The 19,134-nt window shown below is 69.6% G+C and carries 13 protein-coding genes and 1 pseudogene; 2 read left to right on the top strand and 12 right to left on the bottom strand.

Features of this window, described 5'->3' with window-relative positions; translation table 11 throughout:
- Nucleotides 1-39 precede the first annotated feature (39 nt).
- From ACFYOY_RS16915 to ACFYOY_RS16860, 12 genes and pseudogenes are all read right to left on the bottom strand, one after another.
- A complete protein-coding gene (locus tag ACFYOY_RS16915; protein ID WP_388587744.1) occupies nt 40-1,962 on the bottom strand; it encodes a TIGR03960 family B12-binding radical SAM protein in 1,923 nt (640 codons plus the stop codon).
- A gap of 73 nt (nt 1,963-2,035) precedes the next feature.
- Nucleotides 2,036-3,673 (bottom strand): CHAD domain-containing protein, encoded by a 1,638-nt coding sequence (locus ACFYOY_RS16910; RefSeq protein ID WP_388587741.1) that lies wholly within the window; start codon nt 3,671-3,673, stop codon nt 2,036-2,038.
- 35 nt (nt 3,674-3,708) lie between these two features.
- Nucleotides 3,709-4,911 carry a rod shape-determining protein RodA gene (gene rodA / locus ACFYOY_RS16905; RefSeq protein ID WP_351882447.1) on the bottom strand — a complete coding sequence of 401 codons (1,203 nt, stop codon included), beginning with the start codon at nt 4,909-4,911 and terminating at the stop codon, nt 3,709-3,711.
- Nucleotides 4,908-7,052 (bottom strand): penicillin-binding protein 2, encoded by a 2,145-nt coding sequence (gene mrdA / locus ACFYOY_RS16900; protein WP_388587738.1) that lies wholly within the window; start codon nt 7,050-7,052, stop codon nt 4,908-4,910. Before mrdA ends, rodA begins: the two co-directional genes overlap by 4 nt.
- 75 nt (nt 7,053-7,127) lie before the next feature.
- On the bottom strand, nt 7,128-7,838 hold the full coding sequence (gene mreD / locus ACFYOY_RS16895) for a rod shape-determining protein MreD (protein WP_351883068.1): 711 nt from the start codon (nt 7,836-7,838) through the stop codon (nt 7,128-7,130).
- A gap of 6 nt (nt 7,839-7,844) precedes the next feature.
- Nucleotides 7,845-8,789, bottom strand: a complete 945-nt coding sequence (gene mreC, locus ACFYOY_RS16890) for a rod shape-determining protein MreC (RefSeq protein ID WP_093461772.1) — start codon at nt 8,787-8,789, stop codon at nt 7,845-7,847.
- 148 nt (nt 8,790-8,937) lie between these two features.
- A complete protein-coding gene (locus tag ACFYOY_RS16885; protein ID WP_014060693.1) occupies nt 8,938-9,957 on the bottom strand; it encodes a rod shape-determining protein in 1,020 nt (339 codons plus the stop codon).
- A 321-nt stretch (nt 9,958-10,278) separates the two neighbouring features.
- The gene (ndk, locus tag ACFYOY_RS16880; protein ID WP_078641414.1) at nt 10,279-10,692 is read right to left on the bottom strand and encodes a nucleoside-diphosphate kinase; all 414 of its coding nucleotides are present in this window, start codon (nt 10,690-10,692) and stop codon (nt 10,279-10,281) included.
- Nucleotides 10,693-10,767: 75 nt separating this feature from the next.
- Nucleotides 10,768-11,121 carry a DUF4233 domain-containing protein gene (locus tag ACFYOY_RS16875; RefSeq protein ID WP_351882443.1) on the bottom strand — a complete coding sequence of 118 codons (354 nt, stop codon included), beginning with the start codon at nt 11,119-11,121 and terminating at the stop codon, nt 10,768-10,770.
- Between the two features lies 1 nt (nt 11,122).
- On the bottom strand, nt 11,123-12,628 hold the full coding sequence (locus ACFYOY_RS16870; protein WP_351882441.1) for a folylpolyglutamate synthase/dihydrofolate synthase family protein: 1,506 nt from the start codon (nt 12,626-12,628) through the stop codon (nt 11,123-11,125).
- Nucleotides 12,629-12,707: 79 nt separating this feature from the next.
- Nucleotides 12,708-14,169, bottom strand: a pseudogene (locus ACFYOY_RS16865) (peptidoglycan D,D-transpeptidase FtsI family protein).
- Nucleotides 14,170-14,371: 202 nt separating this feature from the next.
- On the bottom strand, nt 14,372-17,005 hold the full coding sequence (locus ACFYOY_RS16860; protein WP_351882437.1) for a valine--tRNA ligase: 2,634 nt from the start codon (nt 17,003-17,005) through the stop codon (nt 14,372-14,374).
- 117 nt (nt 17,006-17,122) lie between these two features.
- On the opposite strand from ACFYOY_RS16860, the gene ACFYOY_RS16855 reads away from it, so the two are divergent.
- Both ACFYOY_RS16855 and ACFYOY_RS16850 read left to right on the top strand, forming a co-directional pair.
- A complete protein-coding gene (locus ACFYOY_RS16855; protein WP_351882435.1) occupies nt 17,123-18,058 on the top strand; it encodes a hypothetical protein in 936 nt (311 codons plus the stop codon).
- 53 nt (nt 18,059-18,111) lie between these two features.
- Nucleotides 18,112-19,101, top strand: a complete 990-nt coding sequence (locus ACFYOY_RS16850) for a hypothetical protein (protein ID WP_351882433.1) — start codon at nt 18,112-18,114, stop codon at nt 19,099-19,101.
- Nucleotides 19,102-19,134: the final 33 nt, after the last annotated feature.

Raw genomic sequence — 19,134 nt, 5'->3', positions numbered from 1 at the left:
ACTTTGTGGGCACCCCGGTGACCGAAGGCCGCCGGACGGCTACTTCACCGACAGCGGCAGCAGCTTCCGGCCGGTGGGGCCGATCTGGATCTCGGTCTGCATCTGCGGGCAGACTCCGCAGTCGAAGCAGGGGGTCCAGCGGCAGTCGTCGACCTCGGTCTCGTCGAGCGAGTCCTGCCAGTCCTCCCACAGCCAGTCCTTGTCGAGGCCCGAGTCGAGGTGGTCCCAGGGCAGGACCTCCTCGTAGGTGCGCTCGCGCGTGGTGTACCAGTCGAGGTCGAGGCCGAACTGGGGCAGGGCCCGCTCGGCGCACTCCATCCACCGGTCGTACGAGAAGTGCTCACGCCAGCCGTCGAAGCGGCCGCCGTCCTCGTAGACGGCGCGGATGACCGCGCCCACCCGGCGGTCGCCGCGCGAGAGCAGACCCTCGACGATGCCGGGCTTGCCGTCGTGGTAGCGGAAGCCGATCGAGCGGCCGTACTTCTTGTCGCCGCGGATCTTTTCGCGCAGCTTCTCCAGCCGGGCGTCGGTCTCCTCGGCGCTCAGCTGCGGGGCCCACTGGAAGGGCGTGTGCGGCTTGGGGACGAAACCGCCGATCGAGACGGTGCAGCGGATGTCGTTCTTGCCGGACACCTCGCGGCCCTTGGCGATGACCTTGGTCGCCATGTCGGCGATCTGCAGCACATCGTCGTCGGTCTCGGTGGGCAGACCGCACATGAAGTACAGCTTCACCTGCCGCCAGCCGTTGCCGTACGCGGTGGCCACCGTACGGATGAGGTCCTCTTCGGAGACCATCTTGTTGATGACCTTACGGATGCGCTCACTGCCGCCCTCGGGGGCGAAGGTGAGGCCCGAGCGGCGCCCGTTGCGGGTCAGCTCGTTGGCGAGGTCGATGTTGAAGGCGTCCACCCGGGTCGACGGGAGGGACAGGCCGATCTTGTCCTCCTCGTACCGGTCGGCGAGGCCCTTGGCGATGTCGCCGATCTCGGTGTGGTCGGCGGAGGAGAGCGACAGCAGGCCGACCTCCTCGAAGCCGGTGGCCTTCAGCCCCTTGTCGACCATCTCGCCGATCCCGGTGATCGACCGCTCGCGCACCGGGCGGGTGATCATGCCCGCCTGGCAGAAGCGGCAGCCCCGGGTGCAGCCGCGGAAGATCTCCACCGACATCCGCTCATGGACGGTCTCGGCCAGCGGCACCAGCGGCTGCTTCGGGTAGGGCCACTCGTCGAGGTCCATGACGGTGTGCTTGGACACCCGCCACGGCACGCCCGAGCGGTTCGGCACGACGCGCGCGATCCGCCCGTCGGCCAGGTACTCCACGTCGTAGAACTTCGGGACGTAGACGCTGCCGGTGCGGGCGAGGCGGAAGAGCAGCTCGTCGCGGCCGCCCGGGCGGCCCTCGGCCTTCCAGTCGCGGAGGATCGCGGTCATGTCGAGCACGGCCTGCTCACCGTCGCCGATCACCGCGCAGTCGATGAAGTCGGCGATCGGCTCCGGGTTGAACGCGGCGTGGCCGCCCGCGACCACGACGGGGTGGTCCTCGGTGCGGTCCACGGCGTCCAGCGGGACGCCCGCGAGGTCGAGCGCGGTGAGCAGGTTGGTGTACCCCAGCTCGGTGGAGAAGGAGACACCGAGGAAGTCGAACGCGGACACCGGGCGGTGCGAATCCACGGTGAACTGCGGCACCTTGTGCTCGCGCATCAGCTCCTCGAGGTCCGGCCACACGCTGTAGGTGCGCTCGGCGAGCACACCCTCGCGCTCGTTGAGGACCTCGTAAAGGATCATGACGCCCTGGTTGGGGAGACCGACCTCGTAGGCGTCCGGGTACATGAGCGACCAGCGGACGTCGCAGGAGTCCCAGTCCTTGACGGTGGAATTGAGCTCACCGCCTACGTACTGGATGGGCTTCTGCACATGCGGCAGCAGGGCCTCGAGCTGTGGGAAGACCGACTCGACAGACATCGCGGACTTTCGTGAAGCTGACAGGGGTGACCCTCTAGCCTACCTGCCGTGCCGGGACTCCCTCGCCACGGATCTAGGCCTCCAGGGCCGCCCGGTGCTTCTTGCGGGAGACATCGGCCCACAGACCGGGCAGCTCACGTTCGCGGGCGGCGGCCCGCGCCTCCTCCCTGCCGTACAGCAGGCCGAAGGTGAAGTCGCTCTCCCCCGCGCCGTGGGCCTGGGTGGCCAGCGCCCGCAGCGCCTCGCGCACGACGACGCTGTCCTGGTGGTCGCCGAGCACGTCCTGTACGGCCTGCATGCGGCGGGCGAACTTCTTGGCGGGCTTGCCGAGCGCGGGCCGGGCCGTCTCTGCGGCGTAGCGGACGCGCTTGGCGGCCTTACGGGCCTGATGGACGGCGACATCGCGGTCCGGCCCCGGGGGCGTCTCCAGGGCGGTGGTCATACGGGTGGCGAGCCGCTCGTAGTCGCGCAGCACGGCCCCCACGACCACCGGCGCGGCCGGCTTCGCGGCGGCGGGGCGCAGCGGCGGATCGGCCGCCAGGGCGTCGAGGGTGTCCAGGAGCGTGAGATAGCGCTCGCTGTCCAGCGCGCCCAGGACGGCCGCGCGGGCGCCCTCGCGCCGCCCCTGCGACCAGTGGTGCAGCCGGGCCGGCACCGGGCCGAGCCGGAGGTCGTCCGGCAGCTCGGCGAGACGGGCTTCGAGCCGCTCGGTGAGCACCTCGCGGTCGCGTTCCAGGCCGAGCTCACCGGCCAGCCACTTCAGCTCGTCGCCGATCGGATCGGTCACCGTACGGTCCAGGACCTTGCGGTAGGAGCGGAAGGCGCTGCGCAGCCGGCGGGTGGCGACCCGCATCCGGTGCACCGCGTCCGGCAGGTCCCTGCGCACGGCGGGGTCGAGCCGCACCATGGCGTCGATCTGACGGCGTGCGTAGTCCAGGACGACGTCGTCGGCGCCGAGCGGCCGCCGGATGGCCGACGCGGCCTGCTCGACCTGACGGGCGCTCTTCGCGGGCTTCTTGGGCTTGGCGGACCGGCCGGGCCCGTCTCCGCCGGTCTCGACCGCGACCGCGGCCTTCTCCGTCTCGGCCAGGGCCTTGGCGAGCTTGGAGGGGGTGTCGGCGCGGTGCAGACCACCGTCGCGCAGCCGCCCCTCGACCGCGTCGAGCAGCCGCTGATCGTGGCCCCGGCCCTCGGCGAGCTCGACCTCGACCTCGGTCCACCGCACCGGCTCGCTCTCCTCGGGCGCCAGGCGCCGGGCCGTCACGCGGTCGACGGACACCTCGGCGAGCACGGTGCCGTCGGCACCCACCAGATCCTTACGGTCCCGCTCGGTGTGCAGATGGGCGAGTGGGCGCAGCGGATCGTGGCGGACCCGCGAGCGCAGCAGCGCGGCCATCTCTGCGGGCACCTCGACGCCGAGCGGCGCCTGCAGTTCCTCCCGGGTGTCCGGGCCGACGGGCAGCTTCAGATGCCAGCCCTCGTCGGCGCCGCCGGTGCGGTGGCGCAAGGTGATGCCGTCGGCCAGCAGCCGTCGCCCGGGGGTGTCGTAATAGGTGGCCTCGAGGGTCGCGACACCGCGACTCACCACGGTCGCGACGGGACCCGCCCCGGTCAGTTCGGGAAGGCCCGGCAGGTCGGGCCGTCCGGACGGACCGGCTTCTTCGGCGGTGGCCTCGTACTTGCGTTCTATCTCCTGCTTCGTGTCCACCATGTGATGTCACGTACCCGAACTCGGGCCAATCAGCCCTAAGCGGAGACGGGCCTCTGCACTCGGATGGACTGCAGCAGCCCGATCGCGATCCATACGGCGAACATCGAGGTTCCGCCGTAGGAGACGAACGGCAGCGGCAGACCGGCCACCGGCATGATGCCCAGCGTCATCCCGATGTTCTCGAACGACTGGAAGGCGAACCAGGCGATGATCCCGGCCGCGACCACGGTCCCGTACAGCTCCGTGGTGTCGCGCGCGATCCGGCAGGCGCGCCACAGCACGATCCCCAGCAGCACGATGATCAGGCCCGCGCCGAGGAAGCCGAGCTCCTCCCCCGCGACCGTGAAGACGAAGTCGGTCTGCTGCTCGGGGACGAACTGACCGGTGGTCTGGGTGCCGTGGAAGAGCCCCTTACCGGTGAGACCGCCCGAGCCGATCGCGATCCGCGCCTGGTTGGTGTTGTAGCCGACCCCGGCCGGGTCGAGCGCGGGATTGGCGAAGGCGGCGAAGCGGTCGATCTGGTACTGGTCGAGGACGTGCAGCTGCCAGATGAGCAGCGCGCCGACCACGGCCGTGAGGATCAGCCCGGCGACCCAGCGGTTGGACGCGCCGGAGGCGAGCAGCACGGCGAGCACGATCACCGCCATGACCATCACCGAGCCGAGGTCCGGCATCAGCAGCACGATCGCGATGGGCAGTGCGGCCAGGCCGAGCGACTGGACCACGGTGCGGTGGTCGGGGTTGAGCCGGTCACCCGCGTCCACGCGCGCGGCCAGCAGCATCGCCATGCCCAGGATGATCGTGATCTTGGCGAACTCGCCCGGCTGCAGGGAGAATCCGCCGCCGACCACGATCCATGCGTGCGCCCCGTTGATCGTCGAGCCCAGCGGGGTGAGCACGGCGAGGACGAGGACGACGGACAGGCCGTAGAGGACCGGGACCGCGCCGCGCAGGGTGCGATGGCCCAGCCAGACGGTGCCGATGGCGAGCAGCAGCCCGATGCCGGTGTTGAGGGCGTGCCGGACCAGGAAGTAGTACGGGTCGCCCTGGTTGAGCTCGGTGCGGTTGCGGGTGGCGGAGTAGACGAGCGCCCCGCCGATCGCGGACAGGGCCAGCGCGGTGAGCAGCAGCACCCAGTCGAGGCGGCGCACGACGGAGTCGCGCGCCATGAGCTTGCTCCAGGCGCCGCGCTCAGGGGTGAAGCGGCGGACGGAGTAGCCGTGCGTGGACGCGCTCATGAATCCGCTCCCCGCCGCCGCTCCCTCGAAGCCGCCTCGAACTGCTTGCCCAGGGGCTGGGGCTCGATGGAGCCGTCCGAGGAGATCTTCGGCAGGTTGGCCTGCGGCTGGGGCAGCAGCGCCTTCTTCTTGTCGATGCCGCCCTTGGCGTCGACCCCGTACAGCGCGTTGTAGATCTTGCGCACCGCCGGGCCCGAGGCCCCGGAGCCGGTACCGCCCTGGGAGATCGTCATGACGATCGAGTAGTCCTTGGTGTACGTCGCGAACCACGAGGTGGTCTGCTTGCCGTAGACCTCCGCGGTACCGGTCTTGGCGTGCATCGGGATCTTGTCCTGCGGCCAGCCCTGGAACCGCCAGGCGGCGGTGCCCCGGGTGGCGACGCCCGCGAGCGCGCTGTCGATCTTGTCGCGGGTCTGGCCCTTCATCGGCAGCTTGCCGTGCGACTCCGGCTTGATCTCCTGGACGTCCTTGCCGTCGGGGCTGACGATCGCCTTGCCGACGGTCGGGTTGTAGAGCGTTCCGCCGTTGCTGATGGCCGAGTAGATGGTGGCCATCTGGATCGGGGTGACAAGGGTGTCGCCCTGGCCGATGGAGTAGTTCACGGAGTCACCGGCGCGCATCTTCATGCCCTCGAGGCAGTTCTCGTAGGCGATCCGCTGGCCGTAGTTCCCGTCCTTCTTACCGGTCTTGCACCAGGCGTCCTTGTTGGCCTTCCAGTAGTCCTTCTTCCACTGGCGGTCCGGGACCCGGCCGGTGACCTCGTTGGGGAGGTCGATGCCGGTCTCCTTGCCGAGGCCGAACTGGTGGGCGGTCCGGTAGAACCAGTCCCCCGGCTTCTTCTTGGGCTTGTTGCCGCCGTCCTTCTTCCACTGCTCGTAGGCCAGGTGGTAGAAGACGGTGTCGCAGGAGACCTCCAGCGCGCGGCCGAGGCTGATCCCGCCGTAGTTCTCGGACTCGAAGTTCTTGAAGACCTGGCTGCCGATGTTGAACGAGCTGGTGCAGGGATACGGCCCGTTGAAGGAGTACCCGGCGTTGATCGCGGCGGTCGTCGGGACGACCTTGAAGATCGAGCCCGGGGCCGCCTGGCCCTGGATCGCCCGGTTGAGCAGCGGGTAGTTGGACTTCTTGCCGGTGAGCTGCTTGTAGTCCTTGCCGGAGATGCCGCCGACCCAGGCGTTGGGGTCGTACGTCGGGTTGGACGCCATGGCCACCACCCGGCCGGTCTTGGCCTCCATGACCACGACCGCACCGGAGTCCGCCTTGTAGTTGGTGCCGGTGTTCCGGTCGTGCTGCTTGCGGGCGTCCCGCATCGCCTGCTCCAGCTCCTTCTCCGCGACCGATTGGACGCGCGAGTCGATGCTGGTGACGACGTTGTCGCCGGGGCGGGCCTGCTGGCTCTCCCGCTGACCGATGACACGGCCGAGGTTGTCGACCTCATAGCGGGTCACCCCGGCCTTGCCGCGCAGCTCGCTGTCGTACTGGCGCTCGAGGCCGTTGCTGCCGACCTGGTCCGAGCGGAGCAGCGGCGACTTGGTGTGCTCGGCCTCCTTCACCTGCTCATCGGTGACCGGGGAGAGATAGCCGAGCACCTGGGCGGCGTTGGAGCCGGCCGGAGCGGCGTAGCGGCGCACGGCGGTGGGCTCGGCGCTGATGCCGGGGAAGTCCTCTTCGCGCTCGCGGATCTGCAGCGCCTGCTTGGCGCTGGCCTCGTCCGTGATCGGGATGGGCTGGTAGGGGGAACCGTTCCAGCAGGGCTGCGGGGTCTTGGCGTCGCACAGCCGGACCTTGTCCATGACGTCCTTGGGCTTCATGCCCAGGACGTCGGCCAGGCGGGTGAGGGCGGCCTTGCCGTCGTCCGGCATCTTCATCAGCTCGGTGCGGCTGGCGGAGACGACCAGACGGGTCTCGTTGTCGGCGAGCGGCACACCGCGGGCGTCCAGTATGGAGCCGCGCACGGCGGGGTGGACGACCTGCTGGACGTGGTTGTTGGCGGCTTCGGCGGTGTACTCGTCGCCGTTGCGGATCTGCAGGTACCACAGGCGCCCGCCGAGGGTCAGCAGCAGCGAGAAGACCAGGATCTGGAGGCCGACGAGCCGGATGGTGACCCGGGGGGTCCGTCCGGTCTCGGGGAGATTACTCATGGCATCCCCTGAGGGCGGTGGTGGGCGACGAAGGGGCGACAGGGGGGAGGGCGACGGGCGACGGGAGGGCGGTGCTCACAGGCGCTTGACCCCCTTGATGCGTGCCGTCCTGTTCTTCCCGGTGCGGGCCAGCAGCCCGCCGCGCTGGCTGCCGATCCGGGCCGCCCGGCCCGGACGCCTGAGCCGGCTCATCCGGCCGACCCGGCCGGTGCTGACGCCGCCCGCCGTGCTGATCCAGCGGGACGGGCTCTCACCGCCGCCGCCCGCGCTGTCGGCCATCGGATCGTTCTCACTCCGTCTGGCCAGCCCCATGATCAGCGGCACCGTGAAGGGTGCCAGCAGCAGGTCGTAGAGGGCCGCGGTGAACAGCAGCTTGCCCAGGCCCACCTGACGGGCCGCGTCATCGCCGACGAGGATGCCGACCCCGGCGTACAGCAGCGTGGCGCCGATGGCCGCCGCCACGACCACCAGCATCGGCCCGGTGGCCGACCTGAGCTGGCCGGACTCCGGCTTGGCGAGGCCCGCCAGATAGCCGATGACGCAGAGCACCAGGGCATAGCGGCCGGCGGCGTGGTCGGCGGGCGGGGCGAGGTCGGCGAGCAGGCCCGCGGCGAAGCCGATGAGCGCACCGCCGGTGTGGCCGTAGACGAGCGCGAGGCCGAGCACGACGAGCAGCAGCAGGTCCGGGACGGCGCCGGGCAGTTGGAGCCGGGCCAGCACACAGATCTGGACGACGAGGGCGAAGACCACCAGGCAGGTCGACAGGACGATCCGGTTGAGGTGCAGCATCGGTCAGCTCCTGTTGGCGGCCGGGCTCGTGGCGGTGGCGGAGGGGTTGGCCGTGACGGTGACCGTGGGCGTCGGCTTGGGCTTCGCGGGCTTGGGCGGCAGCACGGTGTCCCGCGGGTTGCCGCGCGGCGGCTGGACGACGACCCCGACGATGTCCAGCTTGCTGAACCGCACGTACGGGCGCACTTGAAGCGTGCGGGTGAGATCCCCTCCGGTGGGGTCGACGCGCACGACCTTGCCGACCGGGACTCCGGGGACGAAGGGCTTGTCCGCCTGGGAGCCGAAGGTGACCATCCGGTCGCCCTGCTTGATCCGGGCCTTGCCGTTGAGGAGCTGCACATGGAGCGAGCGGTCGCCGCGCCCGGTGGCGAAGCCGAGCTCGCCCGACCCCTCCATACGGGTGCCGACGGTGAAGTCCGGGTCGATGGCGAGCAGCACGGTCGCCGTCGAGGAGCCGACGGTGGTGACCCGGCCGACCAGGCCGTCGCCGTTGATGACGGTCATGTCGCGGCGGATGCCGTCGTTGCTGCCGATGTCGAGGGTGACGGTCCAGGAGAAGCCCTGGGCGGCGCCGATGCCGATGACCTGGGCGCCCTTGATGCCGTATTGGCCGGCGCCCGCGGTCTTGAGCAGCTTGTCGAGCTCGGCGGAGCGGGCGCGGTTGCGGGAGTCGTTGCCGAGCTTTTGCTTGAGTTTGGTGTTCTCTTCCTCCAGACGGCGGACCCGGTCGTGCCGGTCACCGGATTCCCGTACGGCCGCGACGGCGTTGCCGACCGGGTCAACGGCGGACGCGACGCCGTCCTCCACGGGCCCGAAAACAGAAGCGGCGGCCTGACGGGCGCCATCGAGGGGTGAGTCCTCGCCGCCGCGGATATCCACCGTGATCAGCGCGAACGCGATGGCGACCAGCAGCACCAGGAGCAGCCGGCTCTCTCGTGTGTCCCTCACGTGCGGCGACGTGCCTTCCTCGTCGAAGTCGGACCGGTGCCGGTGCCGGTGATGTGGTGACCGGCCGGTCCTGGGGAGCCTTATGCCTGTATATCAGCGTTCCGCCGCACGGGCGGCCAACCACCCGCACGGCCGGTTCGCCGGATTGTCATCTGCGGGGCTGGGCGTCCAGCACCTGCTGGAGCGCCTCGAACTCCTCCACGCACTTGCCGGACCCGAGCGCGACGGAGTCCAGCGGATCCTCGGCGATATGGATCGGCATCCCGGTCTCCTGGCGCAGCCGCTCATCCAGGCCGCGCAGCAGCGCACCGCCGCCGGTGAGCACGATGCCGCGGTCCATGACGTCGCCGGAGAGCTCCGGGGGGCACTTGTCGAGGGTGGTCTTGACGGCGTCGACGATCGAGTTGACCGGCTCCTCCATGGCCTTGCGGACCTCGGCGGCCGAGATCACGACGGTCTTGGGGAGGCCACTGACCAGGTCACGGCCGCGGATCTCGGTGTGTTCTTCCTCGTCGCTCTCGGCCGCGGAACCGATGGTGATCTTGATGTTCTCGGCGGTGCGCTCACCGAGCAGCAGGCTGTATTCCTTCTTGATGTGCTGGATGATCGCGTTGTCCAGCTCATCCCCCGCCACCCGGATGGACTGCGCGGTGACGATGCCGCCCAGCGAGATGACGGCGACCTCGGTCGTGCCGCCGCCGATGTCCACGACCATGTTGCCGGTGGCCTCGTGGACGGGAAGGCCGGAACCGATGGCCGCGGCCATGGGCTCCTCGATGATGTGCACCTGACGGGCGCCCGCCTGGGTGGACGCCTCGATGACGGCACGGCGCTCGACTCCGGTGATACCGGACGGCACACAGACGACCACACGGGGCCGGGCGAGATAGCGGCGCTTATGAATTTTCAGGATGAAGTACCGCAACATCCGCTCGGTGATCTCGAAGTCGGCGATAACGCCGTCCTTGAGCGGACGCACAGCGACGATGTTGCCAGGGGTGCGGCCGATCATCTTCTTCGCCTCGGCGCCCACGGCGAGAATTCCGCCGGTGTTGGTGTTGATGGCGACGACGGATGGCTCGTTGAGGACGATCCCGCGGCCCCTGACGTACACCAGCGTGTTGGCGGTCCCGAGGTCGACAGCCATGTCACGGCCGATGAACGACATGTTGTTCCCCATGAGGATACGTCAGGCCTTCCCTGCTGGAGCGATTGCTTGCTAGAGGTCGGCAGGATGGGTGTGCGCTGCGAGGCGCGGAAGCTTCATCGTAGTCACGCCCGCTCGAACACGCTGCGGGGGTCCTCCGCCATTGTCAGCAGAACACGACCCCGCCTCCTCTAATGGTGACGTCGTGTCGCGGAGATGCGTTCCCCCGATCGGCTCGCATATGCCGAAGGGCGGCCGGGTGATTCGGCCGCCCCCAGGTCAGCAGGGGTGTGGCAAGCTGATGATCAAACTGATGGCCGATCAGTACCGCTCGGATCGGGATCAGGCGAGCCCGGGAAAGAAAATCTTGATTTCCCGTTCGGCGGACTCCTCCGAGTCCGAGGCATGGATCAGATTTTCCCGAACGATGGTGCCGAAATCGCCACGGATGGACCCGGGCGCCGCGGCAATCGGGTCGGTCGGTCCGGCCAGCGCCCGGACGCCCTCGATGACCCGCTCGCCCTCGACGACCAGCGCCACGGCCGGAGCGGAGGCCATGAACTCCATCAGGGGCTCGTAGAAGGGCTTGCCGACATGCTCGGCGTAGTGCTGCTCCAGGACCTCACGGTCCAGCTGACGCAGCTCGAGGGCGCTGATCGTCCAGCCCGCCTTCTTCTCGATCCGCCCCAGAATCTCGCCCACCAGACCGCGTCGGACGGCGTCGGGCTTGAGAAGGACGAGCGTGCGCTGGCTCACGGTGCGGGCTCCTTTGGGAAATGGCGTGCGGGTGGCGCTGTGAGGCAGAGGCTACATGGGTGAACGAGGCCCACGTCACGCAGTGTCAGGTGAGGCGGCCGAGGCCGCGGCGAACCGCGCCTTCGCCTCGTCGACCTTACGGCCGAAGTGAACCGAGGCCCACCACAGCGCGGCGAAGACCACCCCGAGGACGAACATGGTGGTCACCACGAAGCCGCTCAGCACCAGGCCGACCTGCAGGGCCCAGCCGATCTGCACCGCGCCCGGACGGCTCAGCATCCCGCACAGCAGCACACACAGCGCCATGGCGATCCCGCTGACCGTCCAGACCGTGCCCATCGACAGCCCGGACGTCTTCATCGCGACCAGCCCGGCGAAGCCGATCACAAAGAACTCACCGATGAGGGTGGAAGCGCACAGCGTTCGCATATCAGCCCCTTCCCAGAAGCAGCCGGGCCTCGCCGACCGTGATCACCGACCCGGTCACCAGAACACCCGCTCCGGCGTATTCGCCCTCTTCCTCCGCCAGGGTGATGGCTTCTTCCAGGGCATCGTCCAGCCGCGGCTCGACCTGGACCCGGTCGGAGCCGAAGACCTCGACGGCGATCGCGGCCAGCTCGTCCGGGTCCATCGCGCGATGGCTGGAATTGCGGGTCACCACGACCTCGGCGAAGATCGGCTCGAAGGCTTCCAGCAGACCGCGGACATCCTTGTCGGCGCTCGCCCCGACCACGCCGACCAGCCGGCTGAAGTCGAAGGACTCGGTGACCGCCTCGGCCGCCGCACGGGCGCCCGCGGGGTTGTGCGCGGCGTCCAGCACCACGGTGGGGCTGCGGCGCACGACCTCCATCCGGCCCGGCGAGGTCACGGAGGCGAAGGCGGAGCGGATCGTGTCGATGTCGAGCGTGCGGGCGTGCTGGGAGCCGACGCCGAAGAACGCCTCGACGGCGGCCAGCGCCATCGCCGCGTTGTGCGCCTGGTGGGCGCCGTGCAGCGGGAGGAAGACATCGGGGTACTCCCCGCCGAGGCCGCGCAGGGTCAGCAGCTGACCGCCGACCGCCACCTCCCGGGAGAGCACACCGAACTCCATGCCCTCACGGGCGACCGTGGCGTCCACCTCGACGGCGCGCTTGAGCACCACGGAGGCCGCCTCCACCGGCTGCTGCGCGAGCACCACGGTGGCGTCCTGCTTCACTATGCCGGCCTTCTCCGTGGCGATCTGCTCCGGAGTGGTGCCGAGCCGGTCGGTGTGGTCCAGCGAGATCGGCATGATCACCGCGACGCCCGCGTCGACCACATTGGTGGCGTCCCAGGAGCCGCCCATGCCGACCTCGATCACCGCGATGTCCACGGGCGCGTCCGCGAAGGCCGCGTACGCCATCCCGGTGAGCACCTCGAAGAAGGACAGCCGGTGCTCCTGCTGGGCGTCGACCATCTCGATGTACGGCTGGATGTCCTGGTACGTCTCGATGAACCGCTCGGCGGAGATCGGCGCCCCGTCCAGGCTGATCCGCTCGGTGATCGACTGGACATGGGGGCTGGTGTAGCGGCCGGTGCGCAGCTCGAAGGCGCCCAGCAGCGACTCGACCATACGGGCGGTGCTGGTCTTGCCGTTCGTGCCGGTGATGTGGATCGAGGGATAGGCCCGCTGCGGCGAGCCGAGGATGTCCATCAGCGACTCGATGCGCACCAGCGACGGGTCCAGCTTGGTCTCCGGCCAGCGCTTGGCCAGCTCGCCCTCCACCTCGCGCAGGGCGCGGTCCACCTCGGGGTCGGCCGGGCGGGAGGGAATGCCGTCCCCCTGCGGTGGCCCGGACTGCGCACGCAGCGTCCGGCTACCGGCCTCGATCACCGCCAGATCAGGGTCGCGGTCGGTCTCGGCTTCGACGATCTCTTCGAACTCGTCGGACTCGTTCTGGGGGCGCTCCTCGCTCACGCCGACCAGTCTACGAGGCAGGGGTGACAAGCCGGGCCAGCGCCATCCCCGGGGTCACGACCCGGTATCACCGAGGGGGTCACGACCCGGTATCAGCGAGTGCGGCCTTCATCATGGACTTGGCGATCGGCCCCGCCAGGCCGCCGCCGGAGATGTCGGCGCGGGCCGCGTCGCTGTCCTCGACCACCACCGCGACCGCGACCTTGTGGCCGTTGCCGGCGTCCGCGTAGCTGATGAACCACGCGTAGGGATTGGCGCTGTTGTTCTCACCGTGCTGGGCGGTGCCGGTCTTGCCGCCCACCGTCACCCCGGGGATCTTCGCGTTGGTCCCGGTGCCCTGGTCCACGACCGTCCGCATCGCGGACTGCAGCTCGGACGCGGTGTGCTTGGACATCGCCTCGCCGTAGGTCTTGCCCTGGTTACGGTCCAGGGCGGAGGCGCTGCCGTCCGTGGTGCGGTCGACCTCGTACGGGGTCATCAGCTTGCCGTCGTTCGCGATGGCCGAGGAAACCATCGCCATCTGCAGCGGAGTGGCCGTCACATCGAACTGGCCCATACCCGCTCAGGGCCGTCTGCGAGTCGTTCATCCCACTCGGGTAGAGGCTCTTCGCGGCGCGCACCGGGATGTCCAGCTTGGAGTCGTCGAAGCCCAGCTTCTCGGCCTGCGCCGCCACCTTGGACTGGCCCAGGTCCACGGCCATCTTCGCGAAGACCGTGTTGCACGAGTACTCCAGCGCGGTGCGTATCGTCGCGTTCTTACAGGGCGCCGACCTGTTCTCGTTGTGCATATCGGTGATCGTGCCCGGCAGCCGGTACGGATCCGGGCTCTTGGTCGGCTCGTCCACCGACGAGTACAGCCCGTTCTCCAGTGCCGCGGCGGCGACCAGGACCTTGAAGGTCGAGCCCGGCGGGTACGTCTGGCGCAGCGCGCGGTTCAGCATCGGCTGCTTCTCGTCCTTCTGCAGCGCGAGCCACGCCTTCTGGTCCTTGGTGGAGGAGCCCGCGAAGCTGCCGGGGTCGTACGAGGGCGTGCTGGCCAGGCCCAGGACGGCGCCGGTCGTGGGGTCGAGCGCCACGGCCGCGCCGGTCTTGTTGCCCAGGCCCTCATAGGCGGCCTTCTGCACGGCCGGATTGATCGTGGTGATCACATCGCCGGGCTTGGACCGCTCCCGCGTCACCGCCTCGAGCGGGTTCTTCAGCCGGCTGTCGGAGCCGTCGAGGACCTGCCGGTCCAGGGCCTCCAGCTGAGTGCTGCCGTAGGACTGGGAGGCATAGCCGGTGACCGGGGCCCAGAGCTTGCCGTCGGTGTAGGTGCGCTTGTACTTCAGGTCGCCGTCGGTGGAGGCCGAGCCGGTGATCGGCTTGCCGCCGGCCAGGATGTCGCCCAGCGGGCCGGCGTACTGGGAGATGGCCACACGGCTGTTGTGCGAGTTGTCCCGGAGACTGTCGCCTCTCGCCAGCTGCACATAGGTGGCCCAGGCGAGCAGGGTCAGCACGAGCAGAAGCGAGAAAATGGAGGCCCTTCGCAGCGGCTTGTTCATGGAGTGTGGAGCTCCTTCCGGGACGTACTGCCGGAGAACTCCCGGAAGGCAGTGTTTGGTTCCCGGTGGGGCTTTCCTGTGCGGCGTCTGTGAGGCGTTTGTGAGGCTTCTCCGGGCGTCTGTGGCACATCGCACACACCAAGGCGCCCCCGCCGGATTCCGGCGGGGGCGCCTTGTGCGATCAGTGACGACCGGCTCTCGGTCAGCCCTTGGGGAGGGCCGCCAACTGGGCGGTGATCCGGGCGATATCGGCCTCGGCGGTCGCCTGCCGGGTGCGGATCTTCTCCACGACATGGTCGGGGGCCTTGGCCAGGAAGCCCTCGTTGGACAGCTTCGCGGTCGTCTGCGCCTTGTCCTTCTCGGCCGCGGCGAGGTCCTTGGCCAGCCGCTTGCGCTCGGCCTCGACGTCGATCGCACCGGAGAGGTCCAGCGCCACGGTCGCGCCCGCGACCGGCAGCGAGGCGGTGGCCGTGAAGTCCTCACCGGCCGGCTGGAGGCGCAGCAGGGAGCGCATCGCGTCCTCGTGGGCAGCGAGCGAGGTGCCGGACAACTCCAGCCGTGCCGGGACCCGCTGACCGGGCTGGAGGCCCTGGTCGGCGCGGAACCGGCGGACCTCGGTGACCACCTGCTGGAGGTTCTCGATCTCCCGCTCGGCCGCCTCGTCCCGGAAGCCGCTGTCACCGGGCCAGTCCGCGATGACGACGGACTCCTGGCCGGTCAGCGAGGTCCACAGCTTCTCGGTGACGAACGGGACCACCGGGTGCAGCAGTCGCAGCGTGACGTCCAGGACCTCGCCGAGGACGCGCCGCGCGGCATCGGCCTCCGCACCGCCCTTGGCGAAGGTGGTCTTGGACAGCTCGACGTACCAGTCGAAGACCTCGTCCCACGCGAAGTGGTAGAGGACGTCGGAGAGCTTGGCGAACTGGTAGTCCTCGTAGTACGCGTCGACCTCGGCGACGACCTCATTCAGCCGGGACAGGATCCAGCGGTCGGTGGCGGACAGCCGCTCGGGGGCGGGCAGTTCACCCTCGACCGTCGCGCCGTTCATCAGCGCGAAGCGGGTCGCGTTCCAGATCTTGTTGGCGAAGTTGCGGGACGCCTGGACCCAGTCCTCCCCGATCGGGACGTCGACCCCGGGGTTGGCGCCCCGGGCCAGGGTGAAGCGGACCGCATCCGATCCATAAGTGTCCATCCAGTCCAGCGGGTTGACCGCGTTACCAAAGGACTTGGACATCTTCTTGCCGAACTGGTCGCGGACCATGCCGTGCAACGCGATGGTGTGGAACGGCGGGGTGCCGTCCATCGCGTACAGGCCGAACATCATCATCCGGGCGACCCAGAAGAAGAGGATGTCGTAGCCGGTGACCAGGACCGAGTTCGGATAGAACTTCTTCATGCTCTCGGTCTGCTCGGGCCAGCCGAGCGTGGAGAACGGCCACAGGCCGGACGAGAACCAGGTGTCCAGGACATCGCTGTCCTGGTGCCAGCCCTCGCCGCTCGGCGGCTCCTCGTCCGGTCCGACGCAGACGACCTCGCCGTTCGGCCCGTACCAGACCGGGATCCGGTGGCCCCACCACAGCTGGCGCGAGATGCACCAGTCGTGGAGGTTGTCGACCCAGTCGAAGTAGCGCTTCGACATGTCCTCCGGGTGGATCTTCACCCGGCCGTCGCGGACCGCGTCGCCCGCGGCCTTGGCCAGCGGGCCGACCTTGACCCACCACTGCATGGACAGCCGCGGCTCGATGGTCGTCTTACAGCGCGAGCAGTGGCCCACGGAGTGGGTGTACGGGCGCTTCTCGGCGACGATCCGGCCCTCGGCGCGCAGGGCGCCGACGACGGCGCTGCGCGCCTCCAGCCGGTCCAGGCCCTGGAAGGGGCCATGGGCGGTGATGACCGCGTGCTCGTCCATGACGGTCAGGTTCGGCAGGCCGTGCCGCTGCCCGATCTCGAAGTCGTTCGGGTCGTGGGCCGGGGTGACCTTGACCGCGCCGGTGCCGAACTCGGGGTCGACATGCTCGTCGGCGACGATCGGGATCCGGCGGCCGGTGAGCGGCAGTTCGATCTCGGTGCCGACCAGATGGCGGTAGCGCTCGTCGTCGGGGTGGACGGCGACCGCGGTGTCTCCCAGCATCGTCTCGGCGCGGGTCGTCGCCACGACGATGGAGCTGTCGCCCTCGCCGTACCGGATCGAGACGAGCTCGCCGTCATCGTCGTCGTACTCCACCTCGATGTCCGAGATGGCCGTAAGGCAGCGCGGGCACCAGTTGATGATGCGCTCGGCGCGGTAGATCAGCTCGTCCTCGTAGAGCCGCTTGAAGATCGTCTGGACGGCCTTGGAGAGCCCCTCGTCCATGGTGAAGCGCTCGCGGTTCCAGGCGACGCCATCGCCCAGGCGCCGCATCTGGCCGGAGATCTGCCCGCCGGACTCGCGCTTCCACTGCCAGACGCGCTCGACGAACGCCTCGCGGCCCAGGTCGTGGCGGGAGACGCCCTCCTTGGCCAGCTCGCGCTCGACGACGTTCTGCGTGGCGATACCGGCGTGGTCCATACCGGGCTGCCAGAGCGTCTCAAAGCCCTGCATTCGCTTGCGCCGGGTGAGCGCATCGATGATCGTGTGCTCGAAGGCATGGCCGAGGTGGAGCGAGCCGGTCACATTGGGGGGCGGGATGACGATGGTGTAGGGCTCTTTGTCGCTCTTCGCGTCCGCCTCGAAGTAACCGCGCTCTACCCAGCGCTCGTACAGCGGCCCCTCTACATCGGCCGGCGCGTACTGGGTCGGCAGTTCGGGGTGGCTGTTCGGCCCGCTCGTGGGGCGCTGCGAAGAGTTCTCGGTCACCTCCGCAGTCTAAAGGGCCGCGGCCTTCCGTTACGAACCCGTTGTGGCCCCGGGGCCAAGGCGCCCTGGGGCGTCGGGAAGGATGTTTGGAACTGTCATGCGCATAAGGAGAGGCACATGAGCCATCAGCAGCCGCCGCCGCAGCCCGGCCCCTATGGGGGCCAGCCAGGGGCGTACGGCGCCGGCCAGCCGCCGGTGCCCAATCCGTATGCGCAGACACCGGGCTACGGCCAGCCGTCGCAGGGCGGCTACGGTCAGCCGGGCCCCTACGGCGGGCCCGGCGGCTATGGACACCCTCAGCCCGCGAACCCTTACGGGCAGCCGCCCCAGCCTCCCCAGCCGGGCCCCGTGCCCCAGCAGGGCCCGGGCTACTACGGCGGGCCCCAGGCGCCGCCGCCCCAGGGACCGGCGGCCGGTGGCCGCGGTAAGGGCCGCAAGGTGGGTCTCGCGGTCGGCGCGGTGGTGGTCGTGGGGGCGCTGGGGGCGGGGGCCTTCATGCTGTTCGGCGGCGGCAGCGGCGGCCCGTACAAGCTGACCACGCCCAAGACCGTGGCCGCGGACTACGAGCGCCAGGGTTCGGGCACGGACGACAGCGACCTGTCCGCGGCGGGCAGGAAGGACCTCCAGCAGGTGCCGGTCGTCAAGGACCCGCATCTGGTAGCGGCCGACTATCAGACCTCCGGCAAGGAGATGCTGAAGTTCACCGGCGTCTGGGGCGATGTGACCGACCCGGCGCGGGGGGCGGACCTCGCACTGGCGGTCATCGTCAAGACGCTGCAGGACAACGGCACAGCGCAGGCCAAGGGCAGCCCCCAGACGTTCTCCCCGGACGGCTTCGACGGGGATGTCCTGAAGTGCCAGTCCATGAAGTTCACCTCGGATCAGGGATCCATGGAGGCCCCCGCGTGCGTCTGGGGCGACAAGGACACCCTGGGCGTCACAGTCATGGCGGACCCGGCGGCCGCGGTGCTCGGTGGTGGCATGTCCCTTGAGGACGCCGCCGGCCTCACGGCCAAGGTGCGCAAGGACGCGCGCGTCGAGATCGACGGCTAGCCCGCGACCGGCGAACAGCAACACAACAGCGGTTTCACCAACGAGGGATACAGATGAGCTACAACCAGCCGGGCCCCTATGGCCAGCAGCCCCAACAGCCGGGTCCCTACGGACAGGGTGGTGCGGCCGGCCAGCCCGGCTACGGCTACCCGCAGCAGCCGGGTCCCTACGGACAGCCGCCGCAGCCGCCCCAGCCGGGCTACGGCTACCCCGGACAGCCGCAGGGGCAGCCGGGCCCCTACGGACAGCCCCCGAACCCGTACGGCCAGCAGCAGCCGTACGGCCAGCCGGGCATGCCGGGCCCGTACCAGCCGGACCCGGGACAGGGCGGCGGCAAGAAGAAGGGCCTGGCGCTCGCGATCGGCGCGGTGGTCGTGGTGGCCGCGATCGTCGGCGGCGTCCTGGTGTTCCAGGGCGGGGACGACAACGGCGGCGGTGGCGGCGGCAAGGTCGCCGACGACGGCAAGCGGTACAAGCTCACCACCCCCGAGACGGTGGCAGGCGACTACACCAAGGAGTCCTCCGGCTCCGGCGGCGGGCTCACCTCCTCGGACGCGGACGACTTCGAGAAGTTCGGCGTCAGCAACCCCGAACCCGTGAGCGCGGAGTACAAGTCCGGCGAGGGCATGAGCGTGAAGAAGCTCCAGCTCAACGGGGTCTGGGGCGAAGTGAAGGACCCGGAGGCGGTCGTCGACGGCGCCTTCGCGAAGATCGCTCAGGAGGCCGAGAAGGACTCTTCCACCAGCAGCGGGATGAAGGCCGAGCTCGTGGGCAGCCCGGAGACGGTGACGCCCAGCGGCTTCGAGAACGCCGTGATGAAGTGTCAGAACACCAAGTTCACCCCGGGCGAGGGCTCGAGCTCCAGCGGCATACCCAGCAAGGGGTTCACGATCCCGATCTGCATGTGGGGTGACAACAGCACCGTGGGCTATGTGATCGTCTCCGACGCGGCCGCGGCGCTGTCCGGCAACAGCATGTCGCTCGACGAGGCCGGTGACGTCACCGCGAAGGTCCGCAACGACGCGCGCGTGGAGATCAAGTAGCCGAGCGGGCCACCCAGTTCACAGGCCACAGCC

The organism is Streptomyces sp. NPDC007875 (assembly GCF_042868035.1).
Lineage (GTDB): Bacteria > Actinomycetota > Actinomycetes > Streptomycetales > Streptomycetaceae > Streptomyces > Streptomyces antimycoticus.
The sequence above is the reverse complement of the archived record's forward strand: the minus strand, read 5'-3'. Positions and strand labels throughout refer to the sequence as shown.